Origin of the sequence: Nostoc sp. NMS2 (genome assembly GCF_017115105.1) — a bacterium.
Lineage (GTDB): Bacteria > Cyanobacteriota > Cyanobacteriia > Cyanobacteriales > Nostocaceae > Nostoc.
Map to the genome: position 1 here is coordinate 1 of NZ_JABXKH010000130.1, position 14,342 is coordinate 14,342.

Sequence of the window (14,342 nt, forward strand, 5' to 3'; positions counted from 1 at the left end):
TTGTCTTGGAAGCCCCCACTGAAACGGTACTCCGTTCAGTGGTGGGAGATGTCACGAAATGAGTCGGTGCGATCGTATATTTTTGACATCGCAAGCCTTACACCAACACTAGATATAAATCCACCTGGGAGGTACTGCCCCTCCTATTTCTGTGTTATCAGCACAGCGCCTCACTTTTCGGCTTCAGGTGGATAAGTGGAAGATGGAGGAATCGTAGCTTGCTTCCCGTAGGGTACCCCTACAGTTGCCCATACCCTGGTTTTCAAGACCAGTTGCCGTCCATTCAGCGGCATCTTCCATTCAAGGGTATCTGACGGGACTTGAACCCGCTATGACTGGTTCCACAAACCAGCGCCTCGACCACTTTGGCCTCAGATACCATCAGTGGAATCAATGGGAATTGAACCCATAACCTCCTGCTTGCAAGGCAGGCGCTCTAGCCATTTGAGCTATGACCCCATAACAATTCAAAATTCAAAATTAAAGACATTTTTAGGCGGGAGTGGTAGGACTTGAACCCACAACTTTCGAGGTAGAAGCTCGAAGCTCTATTCCATTGAGCTACACTCCCAATATTTGGTAATCCTGGCAGGAATCGAACCCGCAACATTCTTCTTGTAAGGAAGACACTCTACCAATTGAGTTACAGGACTACGCAAGCGAGTGGTGGGACTTGAACCCACGCACTGAGTATGGCGTACTCAGATGCTACCGATTACATCACACTCGCATCAAGCTGGTAACAGGAATTGAACCTGCAACCTACTGATTACAAGTCAGTTGCTCTGCCAATTGAGCTACACCAGCCTAAATTTTGGTGACGGGGGCAGGAGTCGAACCTGCCGATGTTCAGGTTATGAGCCTGACGAGCCACCGTTGCTCTATCCCCGCATATTCACCAATACCCCTGACTGGATTTGAACCAGCAACCTCTTCGTTCTAAGCGAAGCGCCTCTTCCGTTGGGCTACAAGGGCAAAGTCTGAGTGGCAGGGATTGAACCTGCGACCTGGAGTTCCCAAAACTCCCGCGCTCCCATCTGCGCCACACCCAGATATTTTGGTACTCTCGACAGGACTTGAACCTGTAAAAAACAAGATCCTTGGTAAGCGTGCGTCTTCCATTCCGCCACGGGAGTTTGTACCAATTCTCTAAAATCCGGCAACAAATTCAAACCTAGATTAAATCTGACTTTCTTAATTACGAATTACGAATTACGAATTAAGAATTAGTATTGGTACTCCTGGTGGGAGTCGAACCCACAACCAAACAGATTTTAAGTCTGTCACCTCTTCCAATTGGGCTACAGGAGCAAGTTTTGGTACTCTTGGTGGGAATTGAACCCACAACATACCGTTTTTGAGACAGCAGCCTCTTCCAATTGGGCTACAAGAGCAGAGTTTGGCAGCCCCGCCAGGGGTCGAACCTGGAATCTTCGCCTTCAAAGGGCGCTATGTTGCCAATTACACCACAGGGCTGTATTGCCAGGGCAGGGTTTGAACCTGCAACCTCATCGTTCAGAGCGATGCGACTTACCAATTCGTCCACCCGGCATTAAATAATTCGTAGTTCGTAATTCGTAATTCGTAATTATGTTTTGTGACAGGGATTTAAACTCCGACTAAGATACAAGCCGTTTATAGAAACCTGGGTATCAACCGCTATTTAATTACGAATTACGAATTAGTAATTACGAATTATGATTGGCTGCCTCAGTAGGACTCGAACCTACAACCGCGCGGTTAACAGCCGCTTGCTCTGCCATTGAGCTATGAGGCAACGAAGCCCCCCAGGTCGGAATCGAACCGACGACCTCCTGTTCTTCAGACAGGCGCTAACTACCAACTGAGCTACCGAGGGATAAAAGAAGAGATTATGTAACGAGAGTGGAGGGATTTGAACCCTCAAGTCCTCAGTTTCGTAGACTGAGATGTTATCCAGTTACACCACACTCTCAAAACGGAGAGAACAGGATTTGAACCTGCGACGGGTATTAACTACCCGTTTCCTCTTAGCAGGAGGACGCTTTTAGCCACTCAGCCACCTCTCCATAGTGGGTCGAGCAGGATTTGAACCTGCGTGCAAAAAAGAACAGTTTTACAGACTGTCGCCTTCAGCCAGACTCGGCCACCGACCCATAAATCATTCCCTCGACGAGAATTGAACTCGCATCTGTGCTTTGAAAGAACACTGACTTAACCATTCGTCCACGAGGGCATAATTTGCTGAATTTTAGATTTTAAATTTTAGATTTTGGATTAAAAAATTTAATCTAAAAGACGTTCGCGGACTCGCTAACGCTACGCTATCGGCAATCTAAAATCCAAAATTGTCTGACACAGGGACTAGGATTTGAACCTAGAACATCGGATTTGGAGTCACGAGGTGTTGCCGTTACACCATCCCTGCATTTGGTGGCAGTGGCGGGACTTGAACCCGCATATACCAGGTTATGAGCCAGGGGCTTTACCATTAAGCTACACTGCGATCGCACCAAAGGCTGAGGTGAGATTTGAACTCACGATGTCGGTTTTGCAGACCAACGCCTTCGACCACTTGGCTACTCAGCCATTTGGAAGTCCCGACGAGATTCGCACTCGCAATCTTCAGCTTGAGGAGGCAGCGAGTTGCGGAGGTTCTCTCCGTTGTAGCGACTGCCGTAAGCTGACGGCTTAAACTATTCGCCTACAGAACTACAACCAGGGTGACGGGATTTGTAGACGCAAAGCGGCTTCCCGCAGGTTACCCGCAACATTTCCGCAGACAACGGAATGCTCTAGTACGTCACGGCGGAAATAAACCTACCATTTGGAATGTCTGAAACCCTTGCGAACAGTTAATTACGAATTACGAATTACGAATTACGAATTCCGCCTTGCGGTACTAGCCAGTTGAGCTACACCCCGATTTTTTGAATCTGTGCCTAAACTTTTAGGTTTTTAAGCACAGAATTTTGGTGAACTTGCCCATTTCTTATTTAGTTTTCAAGGTTCAGAAAGTTTACTTTTTACTGTTAGAAACTATTAGGAAAACAACCGAAATTCTAGGTAGCAAGCCTGTTGTGTATTACGGATGTATTCTGTGGTTTTGCTGAGTGCAAACTTAAAACTTTTTTGGTTGATTGCCTCTACTTCAGATGGTTTACAAGTAGAAGTGGCTTTCTTGACTGGAGGCTCTGGTTTATTCCAGCACCTCTGTTTGAGTTGTATGTAGAACATAACTTTGACCCTTGAGAAGCTTTGTCTTTCGCCTCACTACAAATATACTACATAATACTACAAGAGGTGTCAAGGGGTTTTAGAAAGTTTTTTTGAAATTGTCTAAAAAAGCTTCTGCACTTAGATTTGAACTTGCTCATACCTCTTACAACTCAAACTACAGCTTATGATTGGGTGAGTTTTTTAAAAGCCTGACGTGATAGACAACTACCTCAACCGACAAAAGATAATTAGTTTTGTCGCGATCGCCTCTAGTATTACAGCTTGTAGTATTGCTCCACGCACTTCTCCACAATTGGGGTTGAACAAGCCTTTAAGCAAAAGCCATACTGCACAAGTTCAAGAGCCAGCAAAAGATCAACTACCGCCATCAGCTAAAGTAGAAAACCCTACATTTACAGTCCCAGCTAAATTTCAAGGAAAAACAGTTTATAAGGTTCAACTCAGCAGCAACGAAAAGGTTATTGCTCTGAGCATTGATGATGGGCCTTGGCCAAAGACAACTCTACAAATGCTAGATATCCTCAAGCAAAATGATGTTAAAGCAACATTCTTTTGGGTAGGACAAGCCTTACAAGCAAACCCTGACCTCGCAAAGCAAGAGGTAGCCGAGGGACACGCCATTGGCAACCATACTTGGCATCATTGGTATCGGCGAATGGATGAAGCCACAGCTAAGAGTGAAATCGATCGCACATCTGACCTGATATACAAAACTACAGGAGTGAAAACTGCTCTGTTTCGTCCTCCTGGAGGCTTTTTAAATAACGGACTAGCCGCTTATGCGAAAAGCCAGAAAGATGCTGTAATTATGTGGTCGCTAACTTCAGCTGATACTGACCCTCACGCCAAACCGCAAGCATTTGTAAATAATGTCTTGAAAGGCGCGAAACCAGGTTCTATTGTTTTAATGCATGATGGTGGTGGCGATCGCTACAGAACTGTAGAAGCTTTGCCACAAATTATCACTGGACTTAAACAGCAAGGCTATCGATTTGTGACAATTCCCGAATTGCTGCAAATGGCGCAATAAAGGGTGAGAAATTTTACTCACCGAATTTTAGATTTTAAATTTTGGATTTTGGAATTGAATAATCCAAAATCCAAAAGGTCTGTTCTTGCACTGTCTTCAAAAGTTGCCCCCGAATTTCAATGCCAGGACAAATCTAAAATCTAAAATCCAAAATCCAAAATCGTTTATTCGCTTATGACAGAAGCACAAGCTTGAGCTTCTTGCCAAAGTTTGTGCAAAAAGAACTCAGCGCGATCGCTCATAGTGGTGAAAAACACACCTACAGCATCCTTAGAACTATCTGATAGCCAAGAACCTTGCAGAGTGACTTCCATATATTGGGTATCGGAGGCACAGAGGGCAATGATTTCTCTGTCATCTCTTTTTACCTCGGACTTAAGCACTTCTACTCCTGGCAAATCAACAGGGAGCAAAAAGGAAGCGGTACTGGGTTCAATGCACAAACTTTGCCCAACTCGCAGGGCCAAAATCACTCGTTGCGCTACCCATTCTTCTAGCGACAGAGTGAGACGTTCCAAATCAAAACTGCTTTCGGTGTAAGTTAATTTCAGCATTCCTTATGCTCTCCTGCTATTCCAGGCTTGCTTGCATATCTATCCAAAACTGTTCGGCAAAAGAAATCGCGGGGTGAATTGGCGCTTTTGGTTTGGTACGTAATTGCATACCAGATTCAAACAGGGTGCGATCGCCTTTACGGGAGTTACATCTCTCACAAGCTGCGACTACGTTATCCCAAGTGTGAGAACCGCCTCTTGAGCGCGGCATCACATGATCTAGCGTTAGATGCTTGCCGCTACTGCAATATTGGCAACTGTGATGATCTCGCCGCAACACTTCCCGCCGATTCACTGGCGGAACTTTCCACATCCGCTCATTAGAAGCGATCGTTAAGCGAATATGTTTTGGCACATCAATTACCAAGTTGGGTGAGTGAACTCGCCATCCGCTTTCTGTGGTAAAACCTAACGGTTGAGCTTTGTTGGTTACTAACAGCACAATCGCCCGCTTGATATTGATCCGACACAGTGGCAAGTAATTTTGAGAAAACACCACCACAGATTGCTCTAACACTTGCATTGCGTTCGCGCCGCGCATTGAAGATATCGTCACAGCTTCACTCCTTATAAAAAAACCCCCGCTTCCTGTTTGAGTGAAGCGGGGGTTAGAATTGACCGGAAAACTTTCTGGTCTCATATTGGTACAGCATTCCTTTGCCTGTACCCCCCGCTTTCTTCATCTAGTTGTGGTTTTGCAATCAACCCACTTATGCTGAGATGTCTAAAATCATAATTACCCTCTGTGATTTGCCCATGATTCCGGCTACCATCGCCCATAAATAAATACTCCACTTCCATAGCAGCTGATTCCCAACTGGCTCGGCAATTGGTAGCGCACAAAATTGAAGTAGAGATGGGGAAAATGGATTTCACAGAAAATTTCACCTATTGAACATTCCTTTAAACATACTACACTTGTATTACTATCCTGTCTATACTTTTAAGGAGAAATAGTCATGCATACGATCGCTCGCACCCCTACCACCGATATGGAAGTTACCAGCATCCGTCTAGAGCGTGAACTCAAAGATAAGCTTAAAGAAATTGCTGGGAATCAGGGATATCAAGCTCTAATTCGAGATATTCTTTGGAATTATGTCCAGCAAAAATCAGGTGAATGGAAGCCTCGGTTTTCGCGATCGGACATTCGAGCTAGCATAGCTGCTACAGCCCAGCAAGAAGAACGTTGTGTACTCACAGGTCAACTAATTCAACCTCAAGAACCGATGTTATTAGGACTAACGAGGAATGGCGATATGGTTCCTCTGAGTGTCGAGAGTTTGGCTGGATAGTCTTAATATCCAGACAATGCAGGCTAGTTGTTTTATTTAGGGCTTACGTACAAGAGATCCCCCAACCCCCTTAAAAAGGGGGCTTTTAAGATACCCCCTGTTTAAGGGAAGCCAATTGCTCCACTTAGGGATACCCAAGTTGAGCAATTGGCGTTTGTTAAGGGATAGTGTGGCTACGCAAACGAGGTTTCAGGTTTTCAGTACGTAAGTCTTATTACTGAATAATTGGGCTGCATTCAGAATTTAGCTTTATTTTCTCCAATGAGTAAAACTTATTGTTAAGATTTGTAGCTTATAAAAGGGAATTCTGAGGAGATGCGAATTTTATATTTTAGATTTATTGGTTCATGCCCCGCCCCGAACTAAGACAGTAGTCTCTTTCAACGAAGAGGCAGGGGAGCAGGGGGACAAGGGGGAATTATTGAACAAGTCTCTCCGTCTCCTCCTCTTCCTTGTCTCTTCTTCATGCTCCCTTGCCTCTTGCTCCTAGCTAAGAACTCCCTTGCATCTTTTTCAATCCAAAATCCAAAATCTAAAATTGGTTTGACGCTCTGGCTTAGTTATATTTGATTGAAAGCAACACAGAGCAAAGGGTAGCTAGTTAAAGGACTACAATAAAAACAAAATTTTACAAAATTCTTAAAATAAATCCAGTGTTTTTACGGTTATGACTGGGGGGTTTTCCTGAGATTCCAGAGAAATTACGGTTTATGTATACTTACAGACAGGATATTCTAAATCAAAGTTAGTTAATTATCTCAATATAAAGAAGATAAAGCTGCCAAAAATAATCAGGCTGGGTCATTTTAGAATATCCTAAGTATCTCACTACCTATGTAGCAATTTGCTTTATATAGCAGCAACTTGACCATCTGCCATAGAAAAGGGCTATAACAGGTGAGAGAAAGTATTCATATAAGATTTGTCAATTATCAAGGTGTCGCAACACAACTAACGGTGAAGAATATGCCAAGGGGTTGGGTGCAAAAACAATGGGGTTATTATCCAAGGGCGTGCCAAGAATGAAAAAGCCTTTATGGTCGCCGAGACAGTACGTAGATGACGTAGATCGACTACAAACTTACCAAGTCAAGCTGATGCAGCATCAGGAAGAAACTGCCCGCCAGTTGGTACCAAAGATTAATCAAATCATCGCCAATACCTCAGCTACGGCATTGATATTGCAAGAGATTGCCCAATTGCTAGGAGTTGCTTTTCAAGTAGATTGTTGCTGTTTGGTTTCAGTAACGGGTGAAACATCCGACGAAGCAACTACTATTAATTGGTGTGCTGATGAGTATCTAGGATTGCCACATCCAGAAGAAATGTTTTCGATGGAACAGTTGCTTATGCACTCGCCAGTACTGCAATGTGCTGCTGAACCATTGACTATTGAAGATATTTCTATCATTCAGAAGAGTCTGGTAATCGGCTGTCAGTATTTACCACTACCCATAAAAGCTGTTTTGGCAATTCCCACCAGGTTTGGTGGCAATAATAATGGGGTAATTAGTCTGATTAAATTCCAACCTTATGATTGGAGTGAATCAGAAAAACAACTGCTCAAAGAGGTGGAATTTGCTTGTGCGATCGCTTTTTCTCAAGTGGCGCAAGCTAAACTAATTACTCATCAACAACAGTATCTGCAAAAAGGCGATCAGTATCAAAGCTTGATCAAGCAATTAACATTACTGAGTCGTAGTAACTTGGAGCTTAATCAAATGCTCCAGTTAGTTATCGCCTCTACCGCCGAATCTCTACAGGCAGATCGAGGTTTACTTATACTACTAAAATATACTGATCCACTATTTAGGACTCAAGCTAAAAAACAAATTCCGAAAGCGAAAGCTAGAGTGGTTGGTGAATGGGCTAAAGCAACACAAATTTCTCGCACTAATAAACCAGATACCTTAGAAAATCAGTCTTTCTTGCTTTCGGAGTGTGGTTTATGCCAACGTCCCTTCATAGATTCTGGAAAAGCAGTCATCTTTGATAACTATATAGAGCAAAATGATACTTCGGTAGCTCCATTATTTGCAATAGAGCAATTGCCTGCCGTCTTATTAGTGCCATTAGAAAGTCAAGGTAAAATATTAGGATTTTTGGTGCTACAGCAAGCTATCACTCGCAGTTGGCAAGCAGCCGAATTAAATCTTGTGGAAATGGTTTGCGCTCAAGTAAGTAACGCCATAATTCAGTCACAGACATTACGCCAAGTACAAACTTTGGTAGATGAGCGGACAGCGAAACTCCAGAGTAGTCTGGAACTCCAGGCAAAGTTGCATGAAAGAACCCGGCAATATGTTGATCAGCTGCGGAAACTCAATGAACTCAAAGATGAATTTTTGAGCAACATGAGCGATCGCTTACGCTATCCTTTGACAAATATGCTGATGTCCATTCGGAACTTACGTTTGCCAGGAATTGCACCAGAACGTCAAATTAGATACATGGATATCCTAGAGCAGGAATGCACAAAGGAAATCAACTTGATTAATGACTTGTTGACACTCCAGAAACTAGAGTCGCCTCACGAAGCTCCACAATTAGAATCTATAGATTTAAATACTAGAATTCAGGATATAATGGCGGCTTTTGAGAAGAAACTCGCAGAGAAGGGATTAAAGATTTCTGTAGATTTACCAGAGGAATCGCTAAAACTGCAAACGGAACTGGAGAGTTTTGACCGCATCCTGCAAGAGTTGTTAACTAATGCCTGTAAATACTCGCAGCATGATACCACCGTCCATTTAGAAGCTGTTCACCGAGTCGATCAACAAATCGATCAAGTTATCATAAAGGTGACGAATACAGGACATGCCATCTCCCAAGAAGAAGCAACCTACATTTTTGACAAATTCCGTCGCGGAAAAGGGCGCTGGACTCCAGGGACTGGCTTGGGACTTGCTTTAGTCAAGTCTTTAGTGCAGCATTTGAATGGAGCGATCGCAGTTGAGAGTCTCCCAATCTCGGATTCTGAACAAAGCGAAATTTGCTTCACCCTGACTCTGCCGCAGTTTTCTGACGAAAGCAAACCATAATTCTGAACGTGACTAAAGAACAGAACGCAACAGAGAACCTTGATTTTCAGTCTTCTAGTGATGACACCAACGTTGAAGAAGATTTGAATGCCGATCTAGTCGCTTTAGCAGCTAAGGTAGAAGTTCAAATTCAGAAAATAGCAGAGCGACAGCGACAAATCAGCGCCAAAGTCCAAATTCCCCAACCAGTGGAAAAAATTTGGAAGGTTTTGACAGATTATGAAGCCTTGCCTGACTTTCTCCCCAACCTTGCTAAGAGTCGGTTAATCGAACATCCCAACGGTGGAATTAGACTGGAGCAAGTAGGCTCCCAGCGCTTACTGAATTTCAAATTTTCAGCGCGGGTGGTTCTAGATTTGGAAGAATGCTTCCCCAAAGAAATTAATTTCCGCATGGTAGAGGGAGATTTTAAAGGCTTTTCTGGTAGCTGGTGCTTAGAGCCTTATTCCCTCAATGAGTATGTAGGAACAAACCTCTGCTACACAATTCAAGTTTGGCCTAAACTCACGATGCCAGTAGGAATCATTGAAAACCGCCTGAGCAAAGACCTACGGTTAAATCTTGTGGCTATTCACCAACGTGTAGAAGAGTTAGCTAGTAAAGAACCGTATGTATGACTAAACGATCGTTCAGGGTTATTTCTGAACGATCGTTTTCATTTATCAACTCGTAGAAAGATTCCACTTCTACTTTTTCAGTACCCCCAGGGGAATTCGAATCCCCGTTACCTCCGTGAAAGGGAGGTGTCCTAGGCCTCTAGACGATGGGGGCATCAGACTCAGACCTTTTATAAAATAACTAATTTCCCAGGTGTTGTCAACAGCTTTTGCGAAAGAAAGTTTGTGGCAGCTAAACTGGGTGGAGGTTAGAGCTTGAAAAGGATACAAAGAAATGAAGACACAAAAAGAATTCTATAGAAGCTCCTGTGGGAAGCCGCAGGGTGCATCAGCGTCTGGTGCTGGGAACTTCGAGAGAAGCTCAGATAGAAAAAACGGTAAATTCTGCAAGGGACAAAAGGGTATGATGTTGTACCCTGTAGAGTTAATATCTACGATTTTTTACCAAAGATTTTGAAATAAATCACTCAAAATCTACAACATGGAAGCATCTTTTGAAATTACCCTACAGATGGCGATCGCTGTTTTTGCAGGCATTAGCGCTCAAGTGCTGGCTGCATACTTTCGCATACCCAGCATCGTCTTGTTATTGCTGTTAGGCATATTATTTGGCTCTGATGGCATAGGGCTGTTGCATCCCCATGCGCTAGGCACTGGATTGGAAGTTATTGTCGCCCTAGCAACTGCAATAATTTTGTTTGAAGGCGGACTTAATTTGGATCTGCGAGAGTTAGGCAGAGTTTCAGTCAGTCTGCAATTGCTCGTCACTCTAGGAACGCTAATCACACTGCTTGGTGGCAGTATGGCTGCCCATTGGCTGGGTGAATTTCCCTGGAAAATAGCTTTTCTCTATGCTTCCATCGTTGTGGTGACAGGCCCAACCGTCGTTGGCCCTTTGCTCAAACAAATCAATGTAGATCGACAAGTGGCAACACTTTTAGAAGGGGAAGGGATTTTAATTGACCCTGTAGGAGCGATCCTTGCCTTCGTTGTCCTTGATACTATTTTGAACGGCGATGCTGACCCCATTAATGCGATCGTTGGTTTACTAATACGTCTGGGCGTTGGTGCGGCAATTGGTGGTGCTGGCGGTTATCTGATGAGCTTGATTTTCAAACGCGCCAGTTTTCTGTCATTCGAGCTAAAAAACTTAGTGGTATTGGCGATACTTTGGAGTCTGTTTACCTTATCGCAAATTATCCGCAGTGAATCGGGAGTGATGACGACAGTTGTTGCAGGAGCAGTCTTTGCTAATTCCTCAGTCCCAGAAGAACGTCTATTACGTAGCTTTAAGGGTCAGCTAACAATTCTCAGCGTCTCGGTGCTATTTATCTTATTAGCTGCCGATCTATCCATTGCCAGTGTGTTTGCTTTGGGTTGGGGTAGTTTATTGACTGTTTTGGTATTAATGTTTGTCGTTCGCCCGATTAATATCCTCTTGTGTACCTGGAACAGTGATTTAAATTGGCGACAGAAACTATTTTTAAGCTGGGTTGCTCCTAGAGGAATTGTTGCCGCTTCTGTAGCTTCTTTTTTTGCAATTTCCCTTACCCAGCGTGGCATTAACGGCGGTGATTCCATCAAAGCTTTAGTCTTCTTGACAATTATCATGACTGTTGTCTGCCAAGGGCTAACAGCTGGCTGGATTGCTAAATGGCTGCAAATTACCTCTAAGGATGTAACTGGGGTAGTGATTGTAGGTTGTAATCCCTTAAGTCTTTTAATTGCCCGATTCTTTCAAGAACGGGGAGAAAATGTGGTGATGATTGATACTGACCCCGAATGTCTTGTGCAAGCTGAAGCGCAAAATTTGCGGGTGATTGCTAGCAGTGGGTTGGATGCTGCTGTTTTGGAAGAGGCGGGACTTGCTTCTATGGGGACTTTTTTGGCGATGACAAGTAATGGTGAGGTGAATTTTGTTTTGGCTCAACGAGCAGCCGAGGAATTTAAGCCACCGCGTGTTTTAGCTGTTTTCCCGCGCGATCCGCAAGCAAGTATTTCGGTTAGTAATAAAGTTAATCAAGCTTTTATCCCAGACTTAGCGATTAAAACTTGGAATGAATATTTAAATGATGGGCGAGTCAAACTGGGGACAACTACGCTAAATGAGTTGGAATTTTCTACTCAGTGCGATCGCATCCAAGAGAAGATTCGGACTGGGGTGTTGATACCGCTATTGGTAGAACGAGAAGAACGCTTACAGGTAATGCCAGTTAACCAAGATTGGGAAATTGGCGATCGCATTATTTATCTGTTGCATGACCCCAGACCTAGCCTTTTAAAACGCTTATCTGGTGCTACCCAATCCACTCCCCTATCTCTAGAAAAGTTAGCGGAGGTTGAAGACCTATCCCTCGTCCAATTGTCCGCTAGTGAGGCTTCTGGGGGATGAGGGGATGGGGGCAGGGGGCAGGGGGAGCAAGGGGAGATGCTGTAATTTCCCAGCAATAGAGGGTTTCAGAGCAAATAAATTTGTTTATGCTTAATGTTAAATATTTATTATGCCTACGGCACGCTGCGCGAACGAGATGCATAGCATAAGAAATAATGTGTCCAAGATCAAGCCCATAAATTTATAGGCTTGCCCCCTGCCCTCATCCCCCTGCCTCCTTTCCTGCTTTATTAGCTTTGGGAAGGAATAAATTCGCCTTCTGGTGGTTGTTGTAAATTACCAATTTCTGGTCTTGGCGCTTCTTGATACATTTCCCATTCCTGCCACAGTAAAGCAGATAAATGTACTATGGCAAGAATTAGTGTCGCCACTGAAATGAGATAACTATGTATTGTGTAAAGGTGTTCGACAGTAACTGTGTTAATTGCTCCACCCCCAGTTAGGATTTCGCGCAGTTGTCCACCAATAAAAGGAATAGCTTCGATGGTTCCCAATTCAATGTTAAAACGCCAGTATCCTACCTGAGTCCAATCTAGGATCATCGCTGTCCAGTCCAGCCCGATCGCACTTAAGGTCAACAAAATCCCGCTAATCCAAGCAGTCAGCCAACTCTTGCGGAATTGGCGACCTAAAAACATCACTACAATTTGAATCAGAGCGATCGCAATTACCCCGTTACCAGCAACGTTATGCGCTCTCCAAAATAACCAGCCGTATGGCACTTGTGTATTAATCATCTTTAAGGAGTTATAAGCACCGCCTGCTGTCGGTTCATAGTAAAAAGAAAGCATTACTCCCGTAGAAACATAAATTAAGCACAAAGTCAAAATCACGACTGATAATATCGTCGCTATTCGTCGCATAATCCTATCGAACTGGGTGCTTTGCATAGCTCACCCCTCCTGTTCTTAACTAGGTATTTATTCTTTTCTAATTTTAACTAAGAAATATTAATAGATGTTGCACTTTTCAAATAAAAATAAATTTTTCTAATGTTTTCGATAAGCTAACTAGCCTGCCTCCTGACTTGAAAGTGCTGAGTGCTGTTAGCGGTAGCGGGGCGTTTAGCCCGTGCTGAGTGCTGAGTAAAAATCCCAGTCCCTAGTCCCACTTTCATGCAAGGCTTTTGAAACTTGTTTCATCGGGACTGCCTCCTGCCTCCTTAAGTAAGTCCTAATTAGTTAAATCAAATATTGCACCCAAGCTTTTAAGGGTTCTGGTGAGCCATACCAAATTCCAGGACTTCTCGGAGAATGTCTCACACCTTCAATTACCAGATTTTCTGCACCTTCTAGGTGAGCAGCTTCAATTGGTGTGATGCCATCTCCCCAAGTGTTGCCCTTACCACAGGTTAATTGGTAACTACTGTAAGCTAACCAGCTACCACGCCGCTTTTCCCCAAAGATAGTTTTGCCAGCCACACAAACGTAACGAACGTTTTTGTAAAAAGCTCCTGGGTAGTTATTGGTGACAAAATCTAGATTTGAGCGTGTCCAGCGTTCTTGGCTAATATGGGGTGTACCCAAGGTGATGAGAGTAGCAACCAAAGGATGCGCTTTCCAGAGCGAGGGTTTAGTGTTACTGCTTACCAAATAGGGCTTTTCTCCCATGTAGATGCGGGATATCCAACCTCCGGCTGAGTGACCAATTAAGTTAATTTGGGTAGCATTATATTGCTGCAATGTCTGCTTGATTGTCAGGTCAAGTTTTTGTAGAATCGGTGTTACAGGTCTTCCGCCAATAGTGGGTAGCCAGTCGCGCCGTCGCAGTGGGACTGTAACCGTGGGAAAATCTAACTGTTGTAAGGATTGTTCTAGTTGGCGGTAAGCGATCGCACTTTCTAGATATCCCGGTACAATAACTGTCGGTAACGGCATTTTAAATTTTGGATGCAATGATTGAGGGTTTGAAACTTTTTTACGAAGAAGTAGTCAAAAATCAAAAGCTATAATTGCGATCGCCCAACTGAACTCCTTTTAGAAAAACCCAAATAGCTTTGGTGGCGTTTAGAACTAGAATGTCAATAAAATTGTACAATTTGCAACAGTTTTCCGGGCTGTTGATGTGGTAGTATCTTCAGATAGGGACTAGTCTCGGACAAGCAAATGTGCCATCTGTTACAGAAGCCTAATTGACTGGAAAAGCGTAGAAAAATAAAGCAACTTCAGCAGATGTTTTAATGTACTCAGACTTG

11 protein-coding genes and 25 tRNA genes are annotated in these 14,342 nt (G+C 43.6%); 5 read left to right on the plus strand and 31 right to left on the minus strand.

Annotation, left to right across the window (positions count from 1 at the left end):
- Positions 1-305: 305 nt before the first annotated feature.
- The 25 genes from HWQ36_RS22545 to HWQ36_RS22665 form a co-directional block, all read right to left on the minus strand.
- A tRNA-His gene (locus HWQ36_RS22545) sits at positions 306-379 on the minus strand.
- A 6-nt stretch (positions 380-385) separates the two neighbouring features.
- Positions 386-459, minus strand: a tRNA-Ala gene (locus tag HWQ36_RS22550).
- 38 nt (positions 460-497) lie between these two features.
- Positions 498-571 (minus strand) — tRNA-Arg (locus HWQ36_RS22555).
- 6 nt (positions 572-577) lie between these two features.
- A tRNA-Val gene (locus HWQ36_RS22560) sits at positions 578-653 on the minus strand.
- A gap of 5 nt (positions 654-658) precedes the next feature.
- Positions 659-730: transfer RNA gene (locus HWQ36_RS22565), tRNA-Gly, on the minus strand.
- 4 nt (positions 731-734) lie between these two features.
- Positions 735-807: transfer RNA gene (locus HWQ36_RS22570), tRNA-Thr, on the minus strand.
- 8 nt (positions 808-815) lie between these two features.
- Positions 816-892: transfer RNA gene (locus HWQ36_RS22575), tRNA-Met, on the minus strand.
- Between the two features lie 10 nt (positions 893-902).
- Positions 903-975 (minus strand) — tRNA-Leu (locus HWQ36_RS22580).
- A 4-nt stretch (positions 976-979) separates the two neighbouring features.
- Positions 980-1,052, minus strand: a tRNA-Pro gene (locus HWQ36_RS22585).
- 6 nt (positions 1,053-1,058) lie between these two features.
- Positions 1,059-1,136, minus strand: a tRNA-OTHER gene (locus tag HWQ36_RS22590).
- 97 nt (positions 1,137-1,233) lie between these two features.
- A tRNA-Leu gene (locus HWQ36_RS22595) sits at positions 1,234-1,311 on the minus strand.
- Positions 1,312-1,317: 6 nt separating this feature from the next.
- A tRNA-Leu gene (locus HWQ36_RS22600) sits at positions 1,318-1,394 on the minus strand.
- Positions 1,395-1,400: 6 nt separating this feature from the next.
- A tRNA-Gln gene (locus HWQ36_RS22605) sits at positions 1,401-1,476 on the minus strand.
- Between the two features lie 3 nt (positions 1,477-1,479).
- Positions 1,480-1,552: transfer RNA gene (locus HWQ36_RS22610), tRNA-Gln, on the minus strand.
- A 150-nt stretch (positions 1,553-1,702) separates the two neighbouring features.
- A tRNA-Asn gene (locus HWQ36_RS22615) sits at positions 1,703-1,777 on the minus strand.
- 6 nt (positions 1,778-1,783) lie between these two features.
- Positions 1,784-1,858 (minus strand) — tRNA-Phe (locus HWQ36_RS22620).
- Between the two features lie 21 nt (positions 1,859-1,879).
- A tRNA-Arg gene (locus HWQ36_RS22625) sits at positions 1,880-1,954 on the minus strand.
- A 4-nt stretch (positions 1,955-1,958) separates the two neighbouring features.
- A tRNA-Ser gene (locus HWQ36_RS22630) sits at positions 1,959-2,048 on the minus strand.
- A gap of 4 nt (positions 2,049-2,052) precedes the next feature.
- Positions 2,053-2,135 (minus strand) — tRNA-Tyr (locus HWQ36_RS22635).
- Between the two features lie 8 nt (positions 2,136-2,143).
- Positions 2,144-2,214, minus strand: a tRNA-Glu gene (locus tag HWQ36_RS22640).
- Between the two features lie 121 nt (positions 2,215-2,335).
- Positions 2,336-2,407, minus strand: a tRNA-Trp gene (locus tag HWQ36_RS22645).
- 3 nt (positions 2,408-2,410) lie between these two features.
- Positions 2,411-2,485 (minus strand) — tRNA-Ile (locus HWQ36_RS22650).
- 10 nt (positions 2,486-2,495) lie between these two features.
- A tRNA-Cys gene (locus tag HWQ36_RS22655) sits at positions 2,496-2,568 on the minus strand.
- A gap of 3 nt (positions 2,569-2,571) precedes the next feature.
- Positions 2,572-2,693, minus strand: a tRNA-OTHER gene (locus HWQ36_RS22660).
- Between the two features lie 328 nt (positions 2,694-3,021).
- Entirely contained in the window at positions 3,022-3,216 is a 195-nt protein-coding gene (locus HWQ36_RS22665; RefSeq protein ID WP_292706653.1) for a hypothetical protein, read from the minus strand.
- Positions 3,217-3,412: 196 nt separating this feature from the next.
- On the opposite strand from HWQ36_RS22665, the gene HWQ36_RS22670 reads away from it, so the two are divergent.
- On the plus strand, positions 3,413-4,249 hold the full coding sequence (locus HWQ36_RS22670) for a polysaccharide deacetylase family protein (RefSeq protein WP_292706655.1): 837 nt from the start codon (positions 3,413-3,415) through the stop codon (positions 4,247-4,249).
- A 164-nt stretch (positions 4,250-4,413) separates the two neighbouring features.
- Here the strand turns inward: HWQ36_RS22670 and HWQ36_RS22675 are convergent, their stop codons facing one another.
- The 3 genes from HWQ36_RS22675 to HWQ36_RS22685 all read right to left on the minus strand — a co-directional run bounded on the left by HWQ36_RS22675 (position 4,414) and on the right by HWQ36_RS22685 (position 5,691).
- On the minus strand, positions 4,414-4,803 hold the full coding sequence (locus tag HWQ36_RS22675) for an alr0857 family protein (RefSeq protein WP_292706657.1): 390 nt from the start codon (positions 4,801-4,803) through the stop codon (positions 4,414-4,416).
- 16 nt (positions 4,804-4,819) lie between these two features.
- Positions 4,820-5,326, minus strand: a complete 507-nt coding sequence (locus HWQ36_RS22680) for an HNH endonuclease (protein ID WP_292706698.1) — start codon at positions 5,324-5,326, stop codon at positions 4,820-4,822.
- A gap of 113 nt (positions 5,327-5,439) precedes the next feature.
- Complete coding sequence (locus HWQ36_RS22685) at positions 5,440-5,691, minus strand: hypothetical protein (protein WP_292706659.1); 252 nt, start codon at positions 5,689-5,691, stop codon at positions 5,440-5,442.
- A gap of 71 nt (positions 5,692-5,762) precedes the next feature.
- On the opposite strand from HWQ36_RS22685, the gene HWQ36_RS22690 reads away from it, so the two are divergent.
- The 3 genes from HWQ36_RS22690 to HWQ36_RS22700 all read left to right on the plus strand — a co-directional run bounded on the left by HWQ36_RS22690 (position 5,763) and on the right by HWQ36_RS22700 (position 9,756).
- Positions 5,763-6,098 carry a hypothetical protein gene (locus HWQ36_RS22690; RefSeq protein WP_094347436.1) on the plus strand — a complete coding sequence of 112 codons (336 nt, stop codon included), beginning with the start codon at positions 5,763-5,765 and terminating at the stop codon, positions 6,096-6,098.
- Positions 6,099-7,120: 1,022 nt separating this feature from the next.
- A complete protein-coding gene (locus HWQ36_RS22695; RefSeq protein WP_292706663.1) occupies positions 7,121-9,139 on the plus strand; it encodes a GAF domain-containing protein in 2,019 nt (672 codons plus the stop codon).
- Between the two features lie 8 nt (positions 9,140-9,147).
- Positions 9,148-9,756, plus strand: a complete 609-nt coding sequence (locus tag HWQ36_RS22700; RefSeq protein ID WP_292706664.1) for an SRPBCC family protein — start codon at positions 9,148-9,150, stop codon at positions 9,754-9,756.
- An 81-nt stretch (positions 9,757-9,837) separates the two neighbouring features.
- Here HWQ36_RS22700 and HWQ36_RS22705 read toward each other — a convergent pair.
- A tRNA-Glu gene (locus tag HWQ36_RS22705) sits at positions 9,838-9,910 on the minus strand.
- A 327-nt stretch (positions 9,911-10,237) separates the two neighbouring features.
- On the opposite strand from HWQ36_RS22705, the gene HWQ36_RS22710 reads away from it, so the two are divergent.
- The gene (locus HWQ36_RS22710; RefSeq protein WP_292706665.1) at positions 10,238-12,148 is read left to right on the plus strand and encodes a cation:proton antiporter; all 1,911 of its coding nucleotides are present in this window, start codon (positions 10,238-10,240) and stop codon (positions 12,146-12,148) included.
- Between the two features lie 230 nt (positions 12,149-12,378).
- On the opposite strand, the gene HWQ36_RS22715 is transcribed toward HWQ36_RS22710, so the two are convergent.
- Together HWQ36_RS22715 and HWQ36_RS22720 are read right to left on the minus strand one after the other, a co-directional pair.
- Positions 12,379-13,038, minus strand: coding sequence for a cytochrome b N-terminal domain-containing protein (locus HWQ36_RS22715; protein WP_292706667.1), 660 nt, complete (start codon positions 13,036-13,038; stop codon positions 12,379-12,381).
- A 291-nt stretch (positions 13,039-13,329) separates the two neighbouring features.
- The gene (locus HWQ36_RS22720; protein WP_292706669.1) at positions 13,330-14,025 is read right to left on the minus strand and encodes a triacylglycerol lipase; all 696 of its coding nucleotides are present in this window, start codon (positions 14,023-14,025) and stop codon (positions 13,330-13,332) included.
- Positions 14,026-14,342: the final 317 nt, after the last annotated feature.